Source organism: Solimonas sp. K1W22B-7 (genome assembly GCF_003428335.1).
GTDB lineage: Bacteria > Pseudomonadota > Gammaproteobacteria > Nevskiales > Nevskiaceae > Solimonas_A.
Genome location: NZ_CP031704.1, coordinates 1,742,596 through 1,763,877, shown reverse-complemented (window position 1 = coordinate 1,763,877; position 21,282 = coordinate 1,742,596). Strand labels below are relative to the sequence as shown.

Below are 21,282 nucleotides of genomic sequence, written 5' to 3'. Positions count from 1 at the left end.
GGCGGACGACATCCACCACCCGGGAATGCCATGGTCACCGTCCACCACCTCAACAACTCCCGCTCCCAGCGCGTGCTCTGGCTCCTGGAAGAACTGGGAGTGGAGTACCAGGTGAAGCGCTACGAGCGCAACAGCAAGACCATGCTGGCGCCGCCGGAACTCAAGGCGGTGCATCCCCTGGGCAAGTCGCCGGTGATCACCGACGACGGCAACACCGTTGCCGAATCCGGCGCCATCGTCGAATACCTGGTCGAGCGCTACGGCAACGACCGCCTGGCACCACCGGCCGGCACCCCCGAACGCCTGCAGTACAGCTACTGGCTGCACTACGCGGAAGGCTCGATCATGCCCCTGCTGGTGATGAAACTGGTGCTGAGCCAGGTACCCAAGGGCTCGCCCGCGCTGATACGGCCGATCGCCCGCGGCATCGTCGGCGGCGTAGACAAGATGTTCCTGGGGCCCAACCTCAAACTGCATGTCGGCTACATCGAGAGCGAGTTGGGCAAGACCGGCTGGTTCGCCGGCAAGGCGTTCAGCGCCGCCGACATCCAGATGAGCTTTCCCGCCGAAGCCCTGGCCGCACGCGGCGGCAGCGACGTGCCGCCGAACCTCGCCGGCTTCCTGCAGCGCATCCACGCCCGCCCGGCCTACCAGCGCGCCCTGCAGAAGGGCGGCCCCTACGAGTTGCTGCGCTAGCCCCCGGGCACCACGCACACATGCGTCGCCCCGGGGGCTCGCATCACCTGTCGATCACCGCCAAGCTGGCGGCGATCGTGGTGGTGTTCGTCGCGATCGTCTTCGCCCTGGTCGCCGTGGTCACCCTGAGCCTGCGCCTGGCCAGTGGCGCGCGCGCCTACGTCGGCGGCGAAGGCCTGTGGTCCAAGGGCCAGAAGGACGCGGTCTATTACCTGAGCCGCTACGCCCAGTCGGGCCAGCTCGCGGACTACCAGCGCTACCAGGACGCCATGGCGATCCCGCTGGGCGACCGCATTGCACGGCTGGAGATGGAGCGCAGCTCCTACAACGAGGAGACCGTGCGGCGGGGCTTCGTCGCCGGCGGCAACGCGGCGCAGGACGTGCCGGACATGATCTTCCTGTTCCGGCACTTCCGCTGGCTCGACCGGCTCGACGCCGCGATCGACGTCTGGCGCCAGGCTGAACGCCGCCTGCTGGAACTGGAGGCCATCGCCGCGGAGCTGCATCGCACGATCCCCGCCGACCAGCTCGCACCGCCGCGTCAGCAGCTGCTACTGGAGCGCATCGCCACGATCAACGCCGCGGTGGCCCCCCTGGAGCGCGAATTCTCGGTGAGGATCGGCGCCATCGCGCGCTGGATGCAGCACGGCCTGCCGCTGGTCATCGTCGGCTTTGCTGCCTTGCTGCTCGCCGCCGGCCTGTGGGTGGCGTTCGTGATCTCGCGCGATCTGCGCCAGGCCATCCTGGCGCTGCGCGAGGGCGCCGTACGGGTATCGCAGGGCGATCTGAACTACCGCATCGACGTGCGCTCCGGTGACGAACTGGGCGAGCTGGCGCTGGTGTTCAACGAAATGATCGTGCGCCGCCGCCTGGCCGAGGAAGGCCTGCGCGAGACCACGGAGTTCCGCAACAAGGTGATGCAGAGCGCCACCAACGCGATCTTCGCCTTCGACCTGCAGGGACGCTTCACCCTGGTCAACCGCCAGACCTGTGTCATCACCGGCTACGAAGAGCCCGAGCTGCTGGGCATGAGCTTCCTGCCGCTGATCCCGCTGGAGTATCGCGCCGAGGTGCAGGCGCTGTTCGAGGCCGCCGCCAGCGGCCGGGGGGCGGCCAGCAATTTCGAAACGCCGATCCGCCGGAAGGACGGCAGCACCACCACCATCGTCTTCAGCAATGCGCCACTGATGAAGGGCGGCACCGTGATCGGGGTGGCCGGTACTGCCGAGGACATCACCGAGCGAAAACGCGCCACCGCCGCGCTGGCGGAGCGCGCCGAGGAACTGGCCCGCTCCAACACCGAGCTGGAGCACTTCGCTTACGTGGCCTCGCATGACCTGCAGGAGCCGCTGCGTACCGTCGCCAGCTTCACCCAGCTGCTGGCACGCCGCTTCAGCGGCGAGGACCCGGACGCCAACGAGTTCGTCGGCTACATCACCGACGAGGTGCAGCGCATGCGCCAGCTGATCGAGGGTCTGCTGACCTACTCGCGTGTCACCCGCGAAAAGCAGCAGCCGGAGCCGACACCGCTGGACAAGCTGCTGGATGCCGCGCTGGCGAACCTGCGCACCGCGATCACCGAAACCGGCACCGTGATTCACCGCCAGGCGCTGCCGACCCTCCCGGTGCAGGGCCCGCTGATCACCCAGCTGTTCCAGAACCTGGTCGGCAATGCCATCAAGTTCCGCGGCGAGGCGCCGCCCCGGATCGACATCGACGTGCAGCCCGACGCCGATTCCTGGCAGTTCTCGGTGCGCGACAACGGCATCGGCATCGACCCGCTCTACGCCGAGCGCGTGTTCGTGCTGTTCCAGCGCCTGCATACGCGCGAGGTCTATCCCGGCAGCGGCATCGGCCTGGCGATCTGCCGCAAGATCGTCGAACGCCACGGCGGCCGCATCTGGGTGGAGCCGGGCTATCCCGGGGCGATCTTCCGCTTCACGCTGCCCATCTAGCGTACTGCTCCAGGCCCCGCAGGCCGCCTGCGGTCGCCGGCTCCATGAGAAGATCACCAACTCTTCCCACGGAGCCCGCGGCATGACGACACCGGTCACGATCATCGGCAGCTATCTCTCGCCCTACGTGCGCAAGGTCCTCGTCGTTCTGCAACTCAAGGGCATCGACTACCGCATCGATCCGATCGTGCCCTTTACCGGCGACGAGCGCTTCAGCGCCGTGAGTCCGATCCGCCGCGTGCCGGTGCTGATCGACGACCGGGTGACGCTCAGCGACTCCACGGTGATCTGCCAGTACCTGGAGGACCGCTACCCCAGCCCCGCGCTCTACCCGTCGAATGTCGCGGACCGTGCTCGCGCGCGCTGGCTGGAGGAGTTTGCCGACACCCGCATGGGCGACGTGATCATCTGGCGGCTGTACAACGAGGTCACGATCAATCCCTACGTCTGGGGCAAGCCCACCGACCAGGCACTGCTGCAGAAGACCCTGGACGAAGACCTGCCGCAGGTCATGGATTACCTCGAATCGCAGCTGCCCGCACAGGGCTGGATTTTCGGCGAGCTGTCCATCGCCGACATCGGCGTCGCCGTGTTCTTCCGCAACGCCGGTTTCGCACGCTGGCAGCCGGACGTCGCGCGCTGGCCGAAGACCGCGGCACTGGTGCAGCGCGCTCTGGCGCTCGAGGCCTTCGAACGTCTCAAGCCCTACGAGCACAAGAGCCTGCGCACGCCGATCCCGCAGCAGCGCGCTGCACTGATGGAGATGGGCGCGCCGCTCACCACGGAAACCTTCGGCACCGCGGCACCGCGCCGTGGCCCGATGTCGACCTGAGGCCGCAATGAAAAAGCCCGCAGGGAAGCTGCGGGCTCTTTCGACATCGTACGGCTTAGTGCTGGGCGTCCTGCTTCACCTCGTCGGCCTTCTGCTCGACGGCGTCGCCGGCGTTCTGGACCGCGGATTTGGCATCCTCGCCGGCGTCCTTGAGGGCTTCATTGGGACGCGCATCGAAGGCGTCCTTGACGTTCTCTTCGGCCTTTTCCATCGGCGTCGGCTCCTCCTTCTTGCAGGCGACGACTCCAAAGCCCAGGCTCAGGGCGCTGGCAAGCAGCAGGGCACGCATCGTGAGGGTGCGGCTGTTCATGTCTAGACTCCTTGTCAGTGGCAAATGAACGATTCGCAGCTTACGCGGTCAAGCTGAATGCCGGCTAAATGCATAATCTTTCCCGGGGAAAACAGGGCCTTCGCAATGAACCAAGCACAAAACAACACGCACAACCTGGCGGTGGGATACGTCGTCTGGATCTTCGGCTTCATGGGCGCGCACCGCTTCTACTACGGCCGCCAGATCACCGGGACGATCTGGTTCTTCACGCTGGGCCTGCTGTTCGTCGGCTGGATCGTCGACCTGTTCCTGATCCCGTCGATGGAACGCAGCGCCGAGCGCCGCTACCAGTCCGGACCCACGGACTACACCGTCGCCTGGGCGCTGCTGACCTTCCTCGGCCTGTTCGGCATCCACCGCTTCTACATGGGCAAGTGGATCACCGGTCTGCTCTGGCTCTGCACCGGCGGCCTGCTGGCCATGGGCTGGCTCTACGACCTCTGGACCCTCAACGGCCAGGTCGACGAGATCAACCGCAGGGGCGCCGCCGCCTGACAGGCCCTACTTGCGACGGAACAGGCTCAGGTGGTCCAGCGGCAGGCTCTGGTCCGCCAGCACGCCGGTCTCGGTGACCAGGATGTCGGTGGGTTCGAACATCGGCGGCCGCCCCAGGCGCACCGAGGACGGGAAGCTGAAGGTGCCGGGTGCGGTCGCCTGCAGCTTCTCGCCGTCCCTGGAGATCAGCGTGATGCGGCCGGTCAGGAAATTGGCCAGCAGCAGGCCATCGTCGCCGGCCAGGCCCAGGTCGTCATGCACGTCCACCTCGAAGAAGATCGGCGTCACCTCGCCGGCGCTGCCGTCCGGCTGCAGGTCGACGGTGAAGATGCTGCCGCCATCGGTACCGTAGAAGCGCCGGCCGTCGGCCTGCAGGCCATTGGGGAAACGCAGCACGTTGCCGACGCCGACGGCCAGCAGGCCCAGGGCGCTGCCCTGCACGAAGACCTCCTCGTGCGTCACCTTCATCGGGTCCGCCGGATCGATCGTCAGGCGCTTGATCTTGGGATCGGGCACGCAGACGTTGAGCGGCTCGTCGACCACGTAGATGCGGCCGTCGGCACCCAGTGCGGTGCCGTTGGCGATGCACATGCCGCTCATGGTGTGGATCAGCTGCAGCTGCGGCGCAGCATCAAGCTTCGTCGCCCAGAAGCGGCCGTCGCCGCAGGCGCTGTAGAGGTAGCCCCGGCGGATCGCAAGGCCCGTGTAGCCGCAGGCCTCGGGCGAAATGCTGTCGGCGCGGAAGCTGCCGTCGGCGTTCTTGTGGATCTCGAACACGCCGGAGCCGCTGCTGACGAACAGGCGGCCGTCCGGAGAAAAAGTCAGGTTCTCGGCTCCGGGAATATCCAGCAATATGGTGCGTTCGCCGCAGCCGGAGTTGACGCAGAGATCCTCCAGCCGGACCGGCGGGACGTCATCGCTGCCGCCGCTGTCACCGTCACCGCCGCCACAGGCGGCCAGGGCCAGGGTTGCCACCAGGGTCGCCGCCCGTATCGCTGCCCGCATCGCCTCTCTCCCCATGTTCTTATGCCTCCAGCATGCCCTGAAGCGAGCCCCGGGGCACGCCCCCATTTGAGATCGCGGCATCCGGCAGCGTAGGCTGTTGCCATCCCGCCAGGACCATCGAACCATGGGTTTCTACGACCGCCACATCCTGCCTCACGTCATCGACTGCGCCTGCGGCATGGGCGACATCATGAAGGCCCGTTCGCAACTCGTGCCGCGCGCACGCGGTCGCGTGCTGGAGATCGGCATCGGCACCGGCCTGAACCTGTCGTTCTACGATGCGGCGAAAGTGCAGCACATCTGTGGGGTCGATCCCGCTGCGCAGATGCATAGCCTGGCCCGGCGCCGCGCGCAGCAGATCGCGATCCCGGTGGAGACACTGCCGCTGGTGGTCGAACAGATCGGTGCCGAAACCGCCAGCTTCGACACCGTGGTCACCACCTTCACGCTCTGCACCATCCCCGACCCGGTCTCGGCACTGGAGGAAATGCGGCGCGTGCTCAAGCCCGGCGGCGAACTGCTGTTCTGCGAGCACGGCACCGCGCCGGATGCCGGCCCGCGGCGCTGGCAGGACCGGCTGACGCCGTTGTGGAAGCCGATCGCCGGCGGCTGCCATCTCAATCGGGCCATGCCGGCACTGATCGCCGCCGGCGGCTTCCGCGTGCAGGACCTGCATGCGCGTTACCTGCCCGGCCCCCGCCCCTTCACCTTTGTCTACTCCGGCGGCGCCGTGCACGGCTGAGCGGTCGCATGGCAATCGCGTAAGCTGCAGGGGCGGGGTGTTTTCACTCCGCCCTTTTCGCCATGAACGGAGCCCGCCGATGCGCCAACTGTCCGTGCTGCTGCTGGCTTTCCTGCTGGGTGGCTGCATGAGCGGCGCCCGCAAGGAGCCGCTGCCCACCGTGGCCTCGGTGGACCTGCAGCGCATGATGGGCGACTGGTACGTGATCGCCAACATCCCGCCCTGGATCGAGAAGGATGCGGTCAACTCGGTGGAGAACTACCGGCTGGACGAGGATGGCAATATCCCGACCACCTTCACCTACCGCAAGAAGACCTTCGACGGCCCGCGCAGGAAGATGACCTCCAAGGCCTTCGTCGTGAACCGCCAGACCCATGCCGAATGGGGCGTGCAGTTCATCTGGCCGATCAAGGCGGAGTACCTGATCGTCTGGCTGGCCGACGACTACTCGGTGGTGATCGTCGGGCGCAGCAAGCGCGACTACCTGTGGCTGATGGCGCGGCGTCCGCAGATTCCTGAAGCACAGCTGCGTGAGCTGCGACAGCGCATCACCGCCATGGGTTACGACGTGAGCAAGCTGCGGCTGGTGCCGCAGCGCTGGCCGGAAGTCCCCGAAAAGCAATAACAACATCATCCAGGGAGACCGCCCATGGCGATCCTGAGCGTTGAACACAGGACGCTGTACCGCTATGCCAGGCCGGTGAGCTTCAACGATCATCGCCTGATGTGCCGCCCGCGCGACAGCCACGACCTGCGGCTGCTGGAGACGGGCCTGTCGATCACGCCGGCGGCCACCGTGCGCTGGATGCACGATGTCTTCGGCAATTCCATCGCCATCGCCAGCTTTGCAGAACCGGCGACCGAGCTGTGCTTTACCTCCAGCTTCCTCGCCGAGCACTTTCCCGCCGTGCCGCAGGACATCCTGATCGAGGAATACGCGCGCAAGCTGCCCTTCAGCTATCCGGCCGAGGAAGTCGCCGACCTGGGACGCACCAAGGAACGGCACTACCCCGATCCCGAGCACCGCATCGACGCCTGGGCCAAGCGCTTCGTCGGCCGCAAGACCGGCTCGGGCACGCTCAATACCCTGGTGGCGATGACCCGGGCGATCCGCAAGGACTTCCAGTACGCCCGGCGCGAGGAGATGGGCGTGCAGACGCCGGTGGAAACCCTGCTGGCGGCCAGCGGCAGCTGCCGCGACTTCGCGCTCTTGCTGATGGAAGCCGCGCGCAGCCTGGGCCTGGCGGCGCGCTTCGTTTCCGGCTACCTCTACGATGAAAAGCTGCTCGATGCCGGCGACGGCCTGGTCGGCGGCGGCGCCACCCATGCCTGGGCGGAGATCTTCCTGCCCGGCGCCGGGTGGATCGAGTTCGACCCCACCAACGCCCTGATCGGCGGCCGCAACCTGATCCGCGTGGCGGTGGCCCGCGACGCCTCGCAAGCGGTTCCCCTGAGCGGCTCCTATACCGGCGCCCCGGAGGACTACCAGGGCATGACGGTGGAGGTCACGGTCGCCTCCGGCCGGCAACCTGCTGCAAACGGCTGAGTCGGCCGCCGGCGGGCTCTGTTGCAATGCAGGGAACCCAGGGGACCCGACATGACCCAGCAGTGGACGCTCCGCGACATTCCCGATCTTTCCGGCCGGCTGGCGCTGGTCACCGGCGCCAACCGCGGCCTGGGGCTGGAAATCGCCGCCGGCCTGGCGGGTGCCGGTGCCCGCGTCGTGCTGGGTTGCCGCAACCTGGCACGGGCCGAAGCCGCAGTCGCCGAAATCCAGCGCCGCGCTCCGCGGGCACAGACCGAGGTGATGGCGATCGACCTCGCCGATCTCGCCTCGGTGCGGGATTTCGCCGCCGGCTTCACGGCTCGCCATGAAAAGCTGGACCTGCTGGTCAACAACGGCGCCGCGATCATGGTGCCCAAGGGCCGTACCCGCGACGGCTTCGAGACGCACATGGGCACCAATCACCTGGGCCCCTTCCTGCTGACCGGCCTGCTGCTGGACCGGCTGGCGGCGACTCCCGGCGCGCGCATCCTCAACACCGCCAGCATGGCCCATGGCCTGACCTCCGGCGTCAACCTGGAGGACCCGCTCTACGAGCGCCGTCCCTACAAGGAAATGGACGCCTACGGCGCCAGCAAGCTGGCCACCCTGCAGTTCACCTTCGAGCTGGACCGGCGCCTGCGCCGCGCCGGGCTGCCGGTCACCGCCCTGGCGGCGCACCCGGGCTATACCGCCACCAACCTCGACATCGGCAACGCCTTCATGCGCCTGATGACCCGGCTGATCGCGCAGGCGCCGGCGATGGGCGCCCTGCCCGCGCTCTACGCCGCCACCGCACCGGGCGTTTCCGGCGGCGAGTACTACGGGCCGGACGGCTTCAAGGAGCTCAAGGGCTACCCGAGGAAGGTCGGCTGCAAGCCCGACGCCAGCGACCCGGTGAAGGCGGCGCGGCTCTGGGGCTGGTCGGAACAGATGACCGGGATGCGCTACCTGCAAGGCTGAGTGCAGGGCGGGAAGGGTCATGGCACCATGCCGCCCTCGAAACCTTTTCCTGGGCATGCCATGACCGAAATCTCCAAGACCGCCCCGGTGCTCGTCACCGGCGCCAGCGGCTACATCGCCGGCTGGATCCTGAAGTCCCTGCTGGAAGCCGGCCATACCGTACACGGCACGGTGCGCGACCCGGCCAAGCCCAAGGGCCTGGAGCATCTCAAGGCCCTGTCCGAGGCCCACCCCGGCAAGCTCAAGCTGTTCAAGGCCGACCTGCTCAGCCCGGGTGCCTACGACGAGGCGATGCAGGGCTGCGAGCTGGTGATGCACACCGCCTCGCCCTTCATCATCAGCGGCTTCACCGACGCCAACGAGGCCCTGGTGCGCCCGGCGGTGGAAGGCACGCGCAACGTGCTGGAAGCCTGCAACCGCGTGGCCAGCGTCAAGCGCGTGGTGCTGACCAGCAGCGTCGCCGGCATCTTCGGCGACAACGCCGACCTCAAGCACACCGCCGGCGGCGTGTTCACCGAGGAACACTGGAACACCAGCAGCAGCCTGACGCACCAGCCCTACTCCTACTCCAAGGTTGCCGCCGAGAAGGAAGCCTGGAAGATCCAGAAGGCGCAGTCGCGCTGGGACCTGGTGACGATCAACCCGGCCCTGGTGCTCGGCCCCTCGCTGGCGCGCAACAGCGCCTCGACCAGCATCAGCACCATGCGCCAGCTCGGCGGCGGCATGATGCGCAGCGGCGCGCCCAAGCTGATCATGGGCGTGGTCGACGTGCGCGACGTGGCGCAGGCGCACATCCTGGCCGGCTACAACCCGGCCGCGGAAGGCCGCCACATTGTCTGCGCCGGTGAGCGCAGCCTGCTGCAGCTCGGCACTGCCCTGCGCGCGAAGTTCCCGCAGTACCCCCTGCCGCGCAAGGAAACCCCGACCTTCCTGGTCTGGGCGGTCGCGCCCCTGGTCAGGCTGCAGCGCGGCTTCGTCAGCAAGAACATCGGCCTGCCGCTGCGCATCGACAACCGCCGCAGCCGCGAGAAACTGGGCCTGAGCTACCGGCCCGTCGACCAGACGGTGGTCGAACACTTCCAGCAGATGATCGACGACGGCCTGATCCGTCGCCGCTGAACACGGAGTTTGCGATGAAGTCTGTCCTGTTGATCACCCTGCCGCTGGCCCTGCTGGCCGGCTGCGCCTCCACGCCCCAGGTCGTTGCCGGCTGCAAGGGCGCCTGCAGTTCGCACGAGGACGGCTACCAGTGGGCGCAGCGCGCCAACCTGACCGACGACCGCCCCTGTGCCGGCAGCTACCCGGCCGAGTTCATCGACGGTTGCCGCGACGGCGTCGAAGACCTCTACCAGATTCGCCGCGCCACGCGCAGCCTCTGAACGGCCCCCGCATGAGTCCCCTCCTGCTGCAGCGCATCGGCCTGGGCATCGTCTTCGCCTGGTTCTTCTTCGGCGGCATCGGCCACTTCGCCGCCACCGGTTTCTTCGCCGGCATCGTGCCGCCCTGGATCCCGGTGGATGCAAGGCTGCTGGTCTATGTCAGCGGCGTGTTCGAGCTGCTCGGCGCCATCGGCATCCTGATCCCGTCGGTGCGGCAATGGGCCGGCAACGGCCTGTTCCTGCTGACGCTCTGCGTGACGCCGGCCAACCTGCACATGGCACTGAACCCGGAGCTGTTCCCCGGCTTCCCGCCTGTGTTGCTGTGGCTGCGCATGGTGATCCAGGTGGCGCTGCTGGCCTGCATCTGGTGGAGCACGCGGGATCGCAGCCCGGCGGCCGCCACCGCCTACGCTTCGAACAGCGCCGCCTGAAGCGGCGCGTCGTCGGGCTCGCGGAAGTTGCCGAGCCCGACGCCGACCAGGCGGTACAGCGTCTTCTCCTCCCCGATCACACGCTCGCGCAGCGACAGCGCGATGCGCGTCAGTTCCTCCACCGAGGCCGGCGGGCTCGGCGGCGTGTGGCTGCGCGTGAGGATGCGGAAGTCCGCGGTCTTGAGTTTCAGCACCACGGTGCGGCCGATGCGCTGCGTCTTGCGCGTACCGGCCCAGGTCTTCTCCGCCAGGCGGCGGATCGTCGCTTCGGTCTCCGCCAGCGGCACGTCGCGCTCGAAAGTGTCCTCCGCCGACACCGACTGCAGCGGCCGGTCCGGCACCACCGGCTCCTCGTCGATGCCGCGCGCCAGTTCGTAGAGCCGCTGGCCGTAGCGGCCGAACTGCTGCTGCAACTGACCCTGCGACAGCTCGCGCAGCTGCGCGATCGTGCGCACGCCGATCTGCTCCAGGCGCTGGTCGGTCACCCGGCCGATGCCGGGGATGCGCGCCGCCGGCAGCGGCGGCAGCACCGTGTCGATGTCCGCCGGGCGGATCACGAACTGGCCATCCGGCTTGCGCATGTCGGAGGCCAGCTTGGCCAGGAACTTGTTGGGGGCCACGCCCGCCGAGGCCGTGAGGTTCAGCTCGCCACGGATCTGGTCGCGAATGACCTTGGCCACCTCGGTGGCGCTGGGCAGGCCCAGCTTGTTCTCGGTGACGTCGAGATAGGCCTCGTCCAGCGACAGCGGCTCCACCAGGTCGGTATGGCGCCGCATGATCTCGCGCACCTGGCGCGACACCGTGCGGTAGCGCGTGAAGTCCGGCGGCACGAACACCGCCTCCGGGCACAGCCGCTCGGCGCGCACCGCCGGCATCGCCGAGCGCACGCCGAAGCGCCGCGCCTCGTAGGACGCCGCGCAGACCACCGAGCGGTTGCCGCGCCAGGCCACGACCACGGGGCGGCCACGCAACTCCGGGTCGTCGCGCTGCTCGACCGAAGCGTAGAAGGCGTCCATGTCGACGTGGATGATCTTGCGCATGCACCTTCAGACTAAGATGGCCCCGGCACCCGGGCAACTTCGAGGAAGAACATGAACCGCAACCTGTATCAGGGCCTGCTGTGGCTGCTGGGCCTCGGCTTCGCCCTGGCCTTCGCGGTAATGGTGATGCCGGCGGTACTGCGCGACGGCGACATCGTCGGCGCCTTCGCCGCCGGCTTCGTCAATCCCTATTCGTCCGGCTATGCCCTGGACGCGATCCTGTGCTGGTGCGTGCTGGCGGTGTGGATCATCCATGAGAAGTCCACGCTGGGCATCCGCCATGGCTGGATCGCGCTGCTGCTGGGCGTGGCTCCCGGCGTGGCGACCGGCTTCGCCTTTTACCTGCTGCTGCGACTCAGACAACAGCCGGAAGCCAAGGCAATACAGTCCGCGAATGAACGCGAATAAACGCAAATCCGGGATTTTTCCCATTCGCGTTCATTTGCGTTCATTCGCGGACTGAAATCCCGGCTGCTCAATCGCTTTCCGGCGGCGGCTCCGCCAACGCCGGCAACCCCGCCCAGGCACGGATCATCGCGGCATTGCCCTCCACCAGCCGGCGGCCCTCGGCGATCGCCTGGCCGGCGCGGTGGAAGTCCATCAGCGCGTAGTCCTCCAGCACCGGCGACAGGATGATTTCCGCCGGGTCGCCGGCCATGCGGCTGCGCGTGATGCGGTCCTGCATGATGTTGATGCTGGCGCCGACCGCGTCGAAGAAACTCGGGTTCTCGCCATCGCCGCTGGAGAGATAGGTGACGGCGCGCTGCCACAGCGTGCGCTCGGCCTTGGCCGCCGGCTCCGCCTCGGCCTCGTCCATCGCCGGCCGCACCAGGTGCGCACCGACCAGCTGCGTATTGAGATTGACCGCGATCACCACGTCCGCGCCGAGCGCGCGACAGGCGGACACCGGCACCGGGTTGACCAGGCCGCCGTCGAGCATCCAGCGGCCTTCGAACTTCACCGGCGGGAACACGCCGGGCAGCGCGCAGGAAGCGCGTGCGGCCGGCAGGATCGAACCCTTGGTGATCCACACCTCCCTCCCACTCTTCATCTCGGTGGCGACGCTGACGTAGCGCTGCTCCAGCGATTCGATGTCCGGGTTCTTGTGGCGCTCCTCGAAGAAGCCGAACAGGCGCTCGCCCTTGACCACGCCGCCCGACAGCGTGAAATCCATCAGGCTGAAGACATCGCGCGCACTCAGCGTCTGCACCCACTCGGCGAACTCGTCGAGCTGGCCGGAGACGTAGACCGCACCGACCAGGGCGCCGATCGAGGTACCGGCCACCACCTGCGGCCGCACGCCGATCTCTTCCAGGCCCTGCAGGATGCCGATGTGCGCCCAGCCGCGCGCCGAGCCGGAACCCAGCGCCACGCCGACCACATTGGGATTGCCGTCCTCGCGCATCAGCCGAACACCACGACAGTCTGGCTGCTCAGGGCAATCGCGCGCCGCGCCGGACTCCACAGCGTGGTGCTGTGGTTGATGTAGCCCTCGCTGGCGCTGACCACCCTCGCGTCCACCAGGAACGGATCGGCCGCCGTCGCTTCGTACTGCGTGCTGAGCAGTTCCAGCGTCCAGGTCAGCGAGCTGGCCATCGCCGGTTTCTGCAGCAGCGACAGGCCCGGGCTGGGAATGATGTCGGCCAGGCCGATGACCGTCAGTTCGTCGCAGGCCGGCTCGTCGCGCAGGCTGACGTAGATCTGCGTCACGGGTTCGGTCGATCCCATGAAGGGGAAGGTCCCGCGGGCCCAGCGCATGCGGACGTTCTTGGTGAACACCGGCGTGGCGCCGGGGATGAAGGGAATCTCGCGCGCGCCGTCGAAATCCTTCGGTACCTCGGGATACGGCATGCCGACGTTCACGGCGGACTCGCGCGCGCTGCCGAAAATGCCCAGCACGGTACAGGCGACCTGCTCGCCGTCATGGATCCGCGCCTCGACCTGGGTGGCCGACTTGCCGGTGCGCAGCACCCGCGCCTGCACGCGGACCGTGCCCGGCCCCACCGGGGCGATGAAGCTGGTCTGCAGCGTGCGCAGCGGCGTCTCCGCCGGCACCAGGGCACGCATCGCACGCACGGCGATGGCCGCCTGCAGCCCGCCGAACACGGTGCGGCCCTGCAGCCATTCCTCGCCAACGCTGGCGCTCCAGTCGCCGCCGCTGCCGGTCATGGCCTGCAGGATTTCCGAAAATCGCATACAAAGCTCCCGAGGAGACAAAAATGATAAAAAGAATGACGCGATTGTCAGCGATTGCCTGGCCGCTGGCGAGCACCCGCAGGAACCCCGGGGCGCCCGTCGCGGTCATTGCGGTGGACTTGTTGACGACCCATGGAAGGGTGCGATGAGTATCGTCCGGCGCCCTGACGGGCAGTACTGGCTCAAACCGCTGTCCTTGCTGGCCGCCTGCGGCCTGGCCGCCTGCGCCGCCAATCCACAGAAGCCGGAGGCACAAGCCGATCCCCTGGGCGCCGCCGCCGCCACCATCGACAAGATCGCCCCCGCCACCGCCCCCCAGCCGCCAGACCGTGTCTTCGTCAATGACCCGATCCTGCCGGGCTCCGGCGGCACCGCAGCGGACGTGGTCATCGAGAAGGGCGGCATGAAGCCCAAGAGTGCCTGCGACCAGGCGCCGCCCGAAGGCGAAGTGAGGGTCGACCATGCCCGGCGACGGCTGGAGGAGGTGTCCTGTGCCACCGCGATGTGGATCGACGGCCTGTTCGGCAGCGACTACCACGTTGGCAGTGCACGCCAGGCCAATGGTCGCCTGCAGATCTCGCACGACTGGTCCGAGTACTACGGCAACAAGACCCGCGTGCGCCTCAACGTGCGTGCCGACTTCCCCAACATCAAGGATGGCCTGTCCGGCTTCTTCGGCCGCGACGACAGCGAAGCCTTCCTGCGCGACCGCAGCGAGCGCTTCGGCCTGCGCTCGCAGTTCCCCAGCCTGGAAGGGGACGACGCCTGGCTGGCGGGCCTGGGTTACTCCCTGCCCGGCAACAGCAACCTGCGTTCCGACCTGCGCGTCGGCGTGCGCGGGCTGGGGTCACCGATGCTGTTCGTGCAGAACCGCGTGGGCTACATCCCCTGGTCCGACGACGATCACCTGCTGTACCTGCGCGCCACGCCGTTCTGGAACAGCGACGACGGCTTCGGCTTCACCACCGGCTTCGATCTCAGCAAGGTGCTGACCGACACGCGGCTGCTGCGCTGGAACAACGTCGCCACGATCACCCAGGAGTCCGAAGGCGTGGACTGGCGCAGCGGCCTGATCCACTACAAGGCGCTGCGGAAGCGCCGCGCGATCGCCTACGAGGGCTTCGTCCGCGGCTCCACCGAGGCCGAGGTGCCGCTGACGGAGTATGGCGTGCAGACCATCTTCCGCCATCCGCTGATGCACCAGCGGCTGTGGGGCGAGTGGGTGCTGGGCTATACCTTTCCCCGCGAACGGCGCGACGAAGACCGCGAAGGTTCCTTCGGGATCGGCTTCGGGCTGGAACTGCCCTTCGGCGAGCGCTACGACTAGGGCCTGCCAGACACGAAAAAGCCCCGCTTCGGCGGGGCTTTTTCGTGCAGTCGGCCAGGCCTTAGCCGCCGATGCTGCCCTTCAGGCGCAGGTCGTTCTTGACCTCCTTCACGCCCGAGACGGACTTGGCGACCTTTTCGGCGCGCGACTGCTGGTCCTTGGTATCGACGAAGCCGGACAGCTGCACCGTGCCGTTCTGGGTCTCGACGTTGACGTCCATGGCGCTCAGATCCTTCTCGCGGATCAGCGCAGCCTTGACCTTGGTGGTCACGCTGGCGTCCGTGGCGGAACGCTGGATGTCGGTCTTGGCTTCCTTGGCGGTGGCGCCGATCGTGGAATCGGCCATGGTGGCGAACGGCAGGCCGGTGAGGCCGAGGGTGGCTGCAATGAGGGCGGCTTTCAAATTCATGATCAGTAACTCCTTGTAGGTTCAAGTCATCCGGACTCCTGTCCGGACCCGAGAGTCGCAGGTGGCGACATCTACCGCAGCCATCCTGCGCCATCCGCCCTGAACCCGTCCTGAATCAGCCACTTGCGCTACAGTAGACACCCCCTGCCCGGCCTGCCCCCATGCCCCTGCTCCTGCTGTTTGCCTGGATCGTGCTCGAAACCCTGCTGTTGCTGCGGCTGGGACGCGGGTTGGGCGGCGGCGTGGTGCTGCTGGTTCTGCTAGGCAGCGCCGCGGCCGGCATGCTGGTGATCCGCCGCCACGGCCTGGGGGCCCTGCGCGAGGTCCGCGCCGCGATGGCCCGGGGCGAGATGCCGGCGGCGGCCATGATGGAAGGCCTGCTGGGCTTCGCCGCCGGCATGCTGCTGATCCTCCCCGGCCTGCTGTCCGACCTCATGGCGCTGCTGGTCCTGGCCCTGCGCCGGCGCCTGGCCCGGCAGATAGACCGCCGCATGGCCGCGGCCCGCCCGGACCTGCGCTCGCCGGTGATCATCGAGGGCGAATACCGCGACACCTCCCGCCCGCCGCCGCGGCTGCCACCGGGTGGCTGAGCAGGGAGTACAGGATAGGGCACAGAATTGCCATCTGTGCATTGTCGAGGGTACAGATGGCGTGGAGAATGGCAGCATGACGATCTGAGCCGCCCTGCGGGGCCCCGGGATACACATGACCAGCCTTGACTCCGACACCGGTACAGCGCAAGCGCCCGACAGCCCAGGCGGCGACCCCCTGTACGAGACCGTGGCGCGCCGCCTGCTGGCGCAGATCGACATCGGCGCCCTGCGCCCCGGCGACCGCGTGCCCTCGGTACGCGAACTGAGCCGCAAGACCGGCTACAGCATCACCACCGCGCTGAAGGCCTATGAGCACCTGGAGGCCCTGGGCGCGATCGAGTCGCGGCCGCGCTCCGGCTACTTCGTGCGCCTGGAGCCGGTGAAGGCCCGGGCCCTGCCGCAGACCATCGAAGTCGCGCAGGGCCCGGCCAGCCTGATCTCGACCGACGTGATCTCCAGCGTGCTGGAAACCATCACGCGTCCCGGCCAGGTACCGCTGGCCCATGCGTCGCCCTCCGCCGAACTGCTGCCCACCGCGGCGCTGCACCGCCTGACCCGCTCGCTGCTGCGCAGCGATCCGGCGATGGCCACCAGCTACCTGATGCCGCCCGGCCACGCCGGGCTGCGCCAGCAGATCGCGCGGCGCCTCGCCGACCAGCGCTGCGAGGTGTCGCCGGAAGACATCGTCATCACCACCGGCAGCATGGAGGCGATCAACCTGTCCCTGCGCCTGCTGTGCTGCGCCGGCGACACCATCCTGATGGAGTCGCCGACCTACTCGGGCCTGCTGCAGGTGGCCGAGGAGATGCGCCTGCGCGTGGTGGAACTGCCCAACCACCCGCAGCACGGCATCGACCCCGACGACCTGCGCCGCGCGATCCGGCGCCACCGCGTCGCCGCGGCGCTGTTCGTGCAGAACTTCAACAACCCCACCGGCTCGCTGCTGCCGGAGGAAGCCAAGCGCGAGGTGGTGCGCACGCTCAATGGCCACGGCGTGCCCCTGATCGAAGACGACATCTACGGTGAGCTGGGCTACGGCGGCCGCGCCACGCCGCTCAAGGCCTACGACGAGGCCGACCTGGTGCTGCACTGCGCCTCGCTCTCCAAGACCTTGTCGCCGGGACTGCGTGTCGGCTGGGTTGCCAGCCACCGCTACCGCCGTGAGCTGATCCGCCACAAGTTCACCCTGTCCACCGCCACCAACTCGCTGTCGCAGATGGCCGCGGCGGCCGTCCTGGAGTCCAGCCTCTACGACCGCCACCTGCGCACGTTCCGCGTGACGCTGGCGCGCTCCGTGGCGCGCTTCTCCGAAGCCGTGCTGCGGCACTTCCCGCCGCAGACGGTGGTGTCGCGCCCGCAGGGCGGCTTCGTGCTGTGGATCGAACTGCCGCGCAACGTCGACGGCCTGGAGCTGTTCCAGCGCGCGGCGCGCGAGCACATCGCGGTCAACCCCGGCGTGATCTTCTCGGCCAACGGCAGCTACCAGAACTACCTGCGCATCAACTGCGCCCTGCCCTGGAGCGCGCAGATCGAGCAGGCGCTGGCGACGCTGGGGCGCATCGCCAGCTGGATGGCGAAGCGCGGCTGAGCCCGCCGCCGGGCGTACCACCTGAATGGGGGGTGCGCCGAATCGCTCTTCGCAGCTAGCCTGCAATCGACCGGGTCCTCTAGCCCGGCGACTCGCAACGTTTGTTAACGACAGCGTGGCGGGGCGATACAACAACGGAATCCTGACGCGCGCGTGGGGGCGCTTGCGAGGGAGTCCGCAGTACCGTCCGGCCCGCGAACTCCCCAGGCCGCCTTCCAGGCGGCCTTCTTTTTTGGAATCAGGCAGCCGGCGGCGCCTCGCCGCCGCCGAACCAGTTGAAGTCACGCGTCAGGTACATCGCCACCGCCAGGCCCAGGAACAAGGCCACCGCGCCGCCGAGCAGGGCGTAGTCCTCCGCCTGCAGGATCGTGTACAGGTAGGCATAAAGGCCGCCCAGCACCGACCCGACCGCCAGCGAGCGCCAGCCGCCCAGCAGGCTGCGGCTGTAGAGCGTCACCAGCAGCGTCACCGCCACCGCCGCCACGATGAAGGCGGTGGTGAAACCGAAATGCTCCGCCACCGACAGCTGCAGCAATCCGAACAGGCACAGCGCCGCGCCGACGAAGCCGTACTGGATCGGATGGACGCGGCGGCCGGAGAGCAGTTCGGTGAGCCAGATCACCGCGAAGGTGCAGACCAGGGTCAGCAGGGCGTACTTGCTGATGCGTTCGGCCAGCATGTAGGGATCCACCGGCACCGCCAGGCTGACGCCGAAGCGGGAGTGCTCCAGGGCCTCGCCCACCGGCGCGGACTCGCGCCAGGACTGCGGATAGTCGCGCCCCAGGTACGACACCGACCAGTCGGCGCTGAAGCCCTGGCTGCCGACCTCGCGACGCACCGGCAGCCAGTCGCCCTGGAAGCTCGGATGCGGCCAGGCGGAACTCAGGCTCACGGTGGTTTCCTCCGCGGCCGGCGCGAACGACAGCTGCTCCGCGCCCTTGGCCGCCAGCTCGATCGCGAAAGCGGCCCGCCCGTCGGTGAACAGCTCGCTGCCCGGCTGGCCCAGCGGCGCGTGGATGCCCGCCAGCTTGCCGATGCGGCCGCTGCCGGTGGACGGGCGGAAGCGCAGCTTGCGGCCCTGCCAGTCCAGGCTGGCGTCGGCCTGCAGCGCGCGCGGCTCGCTCAGCGACACGATCAGTTCGGCACCCTGCCAGTCGATGTCTTCCGCCAATACACCCCAGCGTGCCAGGTCGGGCTGCGCAAAATGCCCGCCCAGTTTCAGGTGGACGCTGTAGACCGGCAGTTCGAACATCCCGCGGCGCAGCAACTGCGTATCCAGGCGCGCATCGATCTTCAGGCTCTGCGGCAACAGGTAGGCGGCATCCTGGTAGCGCGTCTCGGTGACCTTGCCATCCTTGTCGGTGCTGCGCTGGCGCGACTGGAAAGGTACCCGCAGGACCGGGCCCAGCAGGTGCTGCCCGCCGCCCCAGGAGCCGACGATGCCGGCGGCCGCTTCGTCACGTCGGCCTTCGCGCTCCAGCACCACGCCGCGGATCATCTGCGCCGGGATCATCAGCGCCAGCAGCAACAGGCCGATCAGCAGCAGGCGGCCGCCGGGGCTGTGGAACAGCCTGCTGCGCAGGGGCGGCGGCGGTGGCGGCGTGGTTTCGGTTTGCATGGACGACTCCCTCGGATGGAGTGCCCAGCCTAGAAGACAGCGGCGCAGCCGCCGCGCAAACCTCGTGCAATTTCCGCGAAAGCGGGTGCAAGCCCGGTGCAGGGCCGCTCACCCGTCGCGGTTGCGCATCCAGTCGGCGGTGCCCGACAGGGCGCCCAGCAGCTGCCGCTGCAAGGGCTCGGCGATGTCGCTGTCCACCAGCGCCTGCGCCATGCACTTCAACCACTGGTCGCGCTCGGAGACGCCGATGGGAAACGGCAGGTGCCGTGCACGCAGGCGCGGATGGCCGAAGCGCTCGATGTAGTAGCTGGGCCCGCCGCTCCAGCCGCAGAGGAACCAGTGCAGCTTGTCGCGCGAACCCTGGGTCGACGGCGGATGCAGGGCGCGGATGCCGGCATAGGCCGGATCGTGGTCCATGTGGTCGTAGAAGGCATCGACCAGGCCGCGGATCGCGGCTTCGCCGCCCAGCTGTTCGTAGAGAGTGGTGATTTCGGCGTTCATGCGGCGCGCAGTCTAGGACAATTCACGCTGCTGCCGGAGGCCCCGCTCCCTGGTCGTTGGACGCCGGCGGCACGGGGCCCGCCGCCACGGCCGGAGGCGAGGACAGCCAGCGCCCGCCGATGCTGATCGCCAGCGCCAGCAGTGTCGGACCGATGAACACGCCCATGAAGCCGAAGGTCAGCACGCCACCGATCACGCCCATGATGGTCAAAGCGAACGGCAGGTGGCTGGAACGCGAGATCAGGTAGGGCTTGATGACGTTGTCCACGGCGCTGATCGCCAGCAGGCCGTAGACCACCATGAAGATCGCCCAGCCCGGCTGGCCCTGGTTGAACAGCCAGATGGCCGCACCGCCCCAGACCAGCGGCGGCCCCACCGGGACCATCGACAGCACGAAGGTCAGCGTCGCCAGCAGGATCGCACCGGGCACGCCGGCGATGAGAAAGCCGACCGCCGCCACCATGGCCTGGGCCAGCGCGGTGCCCAGCACGCCGATCATCACGCCGACGATGGTGTTCTGAGCGGTGTCCACCAACTCGTCGGCAGGCTCGCCGACGATGCGCTGCGCACTGGTCTGCAGCCAGCCGCCCAGGCGCTCGCCGTCGCGATACATGAAGAACAGCAGGAAGATGGCGAAGCCGATCTGCAGCAAGCCGGCACCGAACACCTTGCCGGCGCTCAGCGCGAAATGGCGCAGCGGCTCGAAGTAGCGCGCCAGCAGCTGCTGCAGTTCGCCGGTATTGCTGGCCAGCCGGCGCCAGGTGGCCTGCGCCTCTTCGCCGAACCAGGGAATGCGCGCCAGCCATTCCGGCGGCGCCGGCGGGCCGTTGGCAAACCAGCCGCGCAGCGACTCCGACACCCAGGCCACACCTTCCACCGCCGACATCGACAGCAGCACGGCAGGGCCGATGATCAGCAGCATCACCGCCAGGCAGCCGACCAGCGCCGCCGCGATCGGGCTGCGCAGCACGCGCTTGAGCCAGCGGTAGTAGGGCCAGGTGGAAATCGCGATCACCAGCGAGAACAGGATCGCGGTAAAGAACGGCAGCAACACCGTGAGGCAGCCGGCCACCAGGGCCAGCATGAACACATACTGGAAGATGCGCTCGAAACGGCGCTCGGGCAGCTGCTCGGGGATTTCGGCCACGGCGTTGTGGTCTCTAGTGCTGGGGATGCCAGAGTAAACGCGTGGAGTCCGGCGTGGAATCCCGCGACGGACGAATTTTCCGCTATCGCGCGGTCTTCAGGCGCAGGTCGTTCTTGACCTCGCGCACCCCGCGCACGTTGCGGGCCACTTCGACCGCCTGGCTGATCTGGGCGGAGGAACCGGCAAAGCCGGACAACTGCACCACGCCGTTGCGGGTGCTGACGTTGATGTCGAGCGCGTCGAGGTTCTTCTGTCCCAGCAGCGCACTCTTCACCTGGGCGGTGACGGCGGCATCGCTCAAGTACTGCTGCGACTCGGCGTTACCGATCGCGGGATCGGTCTGCACGCTCGCGACCGCCGTCCCTGACAGGGCTACAGCCGTCGCCAGCAGCAAGGTCTTGAACAGCATGAAGGTTTCCTCAAGGGGCCGGGTCAGCCGCCATACTTGCAGCCTGGCCCTGAATCTTCCATGAACCGGCCTGCGGAGCGTG

25 protein-coding genes are annotated in these 21,282 nt (G+C 68.1%); 15 read left to right on the top strand and 10 right to left on the bottom strand.

Translation table 11 applies throughout. The features are described from left to right. Window positions 1-30 precede the first annotated feature (30 nt). From D0B54_RS08125 to D0B54_RS08115, 3 genes are all read left to right on the top strand, one after another. Window positions 31-696, top strand: coding sequence for a glutathione S-transferase family protein (locus D0B54_RS08125; RefSeq protein ID WP_117290840.1), 666 nt, complete (start codon window positions 31-33; stop codon window positions 694-696). Between the two features lie 20 nt (window positions 697-716). Next, entirely contained in the window at window positions 717-2,651 is a 1,935-nt protein-coding gene (locus D0B54_RS08120; RefSeq protein ID WP_117290839.1) for a sensor histidine kinase, read from the top strand. Window positions 2,652-2,733: 82 nt separating this feature from the next. Further along, window positions 2,734-3,483 (top strand): glutathione S-transferase family protein, encoded by a 750-nt coding sequence (locus D0B54_RS08115; RefSeq protein ID WP_117290838.1) that lies wholly within the window; start codon window positions 2,734-2,736, stop codon window positions 3,481-3,483. A 55-nt stretch (window positions 3,484-3,538) separates the two neighbouring features. Here the strand turns inward: D0B54_RS08115 and D0B54_RS08110 are convergent, their stop codons facing one another. Further along, window positions 3,539-3,793, bottom strand: coding sequence for a hypothetical protein (locus tag D0B54_RS08110; protein ID WP_205527305.1), 255 nt, complete (start codon window positions 3,791-3,793; stop codon window positions 3,539-3,541). A gap of 105 nt (window positions 3,794-3,898) precedes the next feature. On the opposite strand from D0B54_RS08110, the gene D0B54_RS08105 reads away from it, so the two are divergent. Continuing rightward, complete coding sequence (locus tag D0B54_RS08105) at window positions 3,899-4,309, top strand: NINE protein (RefSeq protein WP_117290837.1); 411 nt, start codon at window positions 3,899-3,901, stop codon at window positions 4,307-4,309. Between the two features lie 6 nt (window positions 4,310-4,315). Here D0B54_RS08105 and D0B54_RS08100 read toward each other — a convergent pair whose 3' ends face one another. Next, entirely contained in the window at window positions 4,316-5,314 is a 999-nt protein-coding gene (locus D0B54_RS08100) for a hypothetical protein (protein WP_117290836.1), read from the bottom strand. A 124-nt stretch (window positions 5,315-5,438) separates the two neighbouring features. Between D0B54_RS08100 and D0B54_RS08095 the strand changes: the two genes are divergently transcribed. From D0B54_RS08095 to D0B54_RS08065, 7 genes are all read left to right on the top strand, one after another. Then, window positions 5,439-6,056, top strand: coding sequence for a class I SAM-dependent methyltransferase (locus tag D0B54_RS08095; protein ID WP_117290835.1), 618 nt, complete (start codon window positions 5,439-5,441; stop codon window positions 6,054-6,056). A 79-nt stretch (window positions 6,057-6,135) separates the two neighbouring features. After that, complete coding sequence (locus D0B54_RS08090; protein WP_117290834.1) at window positions 6,136-6,681, top strand: lipocalin family protein; 546 nt, start codon at window positions 6,136-6,138, stop codon at window positions 6,679-6,681. A gap of 24 nt (window positions 6,682-6,705) precedes the next feature. Then, window positions 6,706-7,602: a transglutaminase family protein gene (locus tag D0B54_RS08085; protein WP_117290833.1), complete on the top strand. Its 897-nt coding sequence runs from the start codon at window positions 6,706-6,708 to the stop codon at window positions 7,600-7,602. 51 nt (window positions 7,603-7,653) lie between these two features. Beyond that, on the top strand, window positions 7,654-8,562 hold the full coding sequence (locus tag D0B54_RS08080) for an oxidoreductase (RefSeq protein WP_117290832.1): 909 nt from the start codon (window positions 7,654-7,656) through the stop codon (window positions 8,560-8,562). A gap of 60 nt (window positions 8,563-8,622) precedes the next feature. Beyond that, on the top strand, window positions 8,623-9,681 hold the full coding sequence (locus tag D0B54_RS08075) for an SDR family oxidoreductase (protein ID WP_117290831.1): 1,059 nt from the start codon (window positions 8,623-8,625) through the stop codon (window positions 9,679-9,681). A gap of 14 nt (window positions 9,682-9,695) precedes the next feature. Next, window positions 9,696-9,941 carry a hypothetical protein gene (locus D0B54_RS08070; RefSeq protein WP_117290830.1) on the top strand — a complete coding sequence of 82 codons (246 nt, stop codon included), beginning with the start codon at window positions 9,696-9,698 and terminating at the stop codon, window positions 9,939-9,941. Window positions 9,942-9,952: 11 nt separating this feature from the next. After that, the gene (locus D0B54_RS08065) at window positions 9,953-10,372 is read left to right on the top strand and encodes a DoxX family protein (RefSeq protein WP_117290829.1); all 420 of its coding nucleotides are present in this window, start codon (window positions 9,953-9,955) and stop codon (window positions 10,370-10,372) included. Here the strand turns inward: D0B54_RS08065 and dinB are convergent. After that, window positions 10,348-11,412 carry a DNA polymerase IV gene (gene dinB / locus D0B54_RS08060; protein ID WP_117290828.1) on the bottom strand — a complete coding sequence of 355 codons (1,065 nt, stop codon included), beginning with the start codon at window positions 11,410-11,412 and terminating at the stop codon, window positions 10,348-10,350. The genes D0B54_RS08065 and dinB overlap by 25 nt on opposite strands. A gap of 51 nt (window positions 11,413-11,463) precedes the next feature. Between dinB and D0B54_RS08055 the strand changes: the two genes are divergently transcribed. Next, window positions 11,464-11,820: a DUF2834 domain-containing protein gene (locus D0B54_RS08055; RefSeq protein WP_117290827.1), complete on the top strand. Its 357-nt coding sequence runs from the start codon at window positions 11,464-11,466 to the stop codon at window positions 11,818-11,820. Window positions 11,821-11,887: 67 nt separating this feature from the next. Here D0B54_RS08055 and D0B54_RS08050 read toward each other — a convergent pair whose 3' ends face one another. Further along, the gene (locus D0B54_RS08050) at window positions 11,888-12,817 is read right to left on the bottom strand and encodes a patatin-like phospholipase family protein (RefSeq protein WP_117290826.1); all 930 of its coding nucleotides are present in this window, start codon (window positions 12,815-12,817) and stop codon (window positions 11,888-11,890) included. Then, on the bottom strand, window positions 12,817-13,608 hold the full coding sequence (locus tag D0B54_RS08045) for an acyl-CoA thioesterase (protein WP_117290825.1): 792 nt from the start codon (window positions 13,606-13,608) through the stop codon (window positions 12,817-12,819). Before D0B54_RS08045 ends, D0B54_RS08050 begins: the two co-directional genes overlap by 1 nt. Before the next feature lie 145 nt (window positions 13,609-13,753). Between D0B54_RS08045 and D0B54_RS08040 the strand changes: the two genes are divergently transcribed. Then, window positions 13,754-14,935: a hypothetical protein gene (locus D0B54_RS08040; RefSeq protein ID WP_117290824.1), complete on the top strand. Its 1,182-nt coding sequence runs from the start codon at window positions 13,754-13,756 to the stop codon at window positions 14,933-14,935. 61 nt (window positions 14,936-14,996) lie between these two features. Here D0B54_RS08040 and D0B54_RS08035 read toward each other — a convergent pair whose 3' ends face one another. Continuing rightward, window positions 14,997-15,344 (bottom strand): BON domain-containing protein, encoded by a 348-nt coding sequence (locus tag D0B54_RS08035; RefSeq protein ID WP_205527304.1) that lies wholly within the window; start codon window positions 15,342-15,344, stop codon window positions 14,997-14,999. A 161-nt stretch (window positions 15,345-15,505) separates the two neighbouring features. Between D0B54_RS08035 and D0B54_RS08030 the strand changes: the two genes are divergently transcribed. Both D0B54_RS08030 and D0B54_RS08025 read left to right on the top strand, forming a co-directional pair. Beyond that, window positions 15,506-15,934 carry an FxsA family protein gene (locus D0B54_RS08030; RefSeq protein WP_117290823.1) on the top strand — a complete coding sequence of 143 codons (429 nt, stop codon included), beginning with the start codon at window positions 15,506-15,508 and terminating at the stop codon, window positions 15,932-15,934. A gap of 115 nt (window positions 15,935-16,049) precedes the next feature. Further along, window positions 16,050-17,525 carry an aminotransferase-like domain-containing protein gene (locus D0B54_RS08025; protein WP_117290822.1) on the top strand — a complete coding sequence of 492 codons (1,476 nt, stop codon included), beginning with the start codon at window positions 16,050-16,052 and terminating at the stop codon, window positions 17,523-17,525. A 238-nt stretch (window positions 17,526-17,763) separates the two neighbouring features. On the opposite strand, the gene creD is transcribed toward D0B54_RS08025, so the two are convergent. The 4 genes from creD to D0B54_RS08005 all read right to left on the bottom strand — a co-directional run bounded on the left by creD (window position 17,764) and on the right by D0B54_RS08005 (window position 21,200). Continuing rightward, window positions 17,764-19,143 (bottom strand): cell envelope integrity protein CreD, encoded by a 1,380-nt coding sequence (gene creD, locus D0B54_RS08020; RefSeq protein ID WP_117290821.1) that lies wholly within the window; start codon window positions 19,141-19,143, stop codon window positions 17,764-17,766. 108 nt (window positions 19,144-19,251) lie between these two features. After that, the gene (locus D0B54_RS08015) at window positions 19,252-19,644 is read right to left on the bottom strand and encodes a group II truncated hemoglobin (RefSeq protein ID WP_117290820.1); all 393 of its coding nucleotides are present in this window, start codon (window positions 19,642-19,644) and stop codon (window positions 19,252-19,254) included. Window positions 19,645-19,666: 22 nt separating this feature from the next. Further along, window positions 19,667-20,791 carry an AI-2E family transporter gene (locus D0B54_RS08010; protein ID WP_117290819.1) on the bottom strand — a complete coding sequence of 375 codons (1,125 nt, stop codon included), beginning with the start codon at window positions 20,789-20,791 and terminating at the stop codon, window positions 19,667-19,669. Window positions 20,792-20,873: 82 nt separating this feature from the next. Next, a complete protein-coding gene (locus D0B54_RS08005) occupies window positions 20,874-21,200 on the bottom strand; it encodes a BON domain-containing protein (protein WP_117290818.1) in 327 nt (108 codons plus the stop codon). Between the last annotated feature and the right edge of the window lie 82 nt (window positions 21,201-21,282).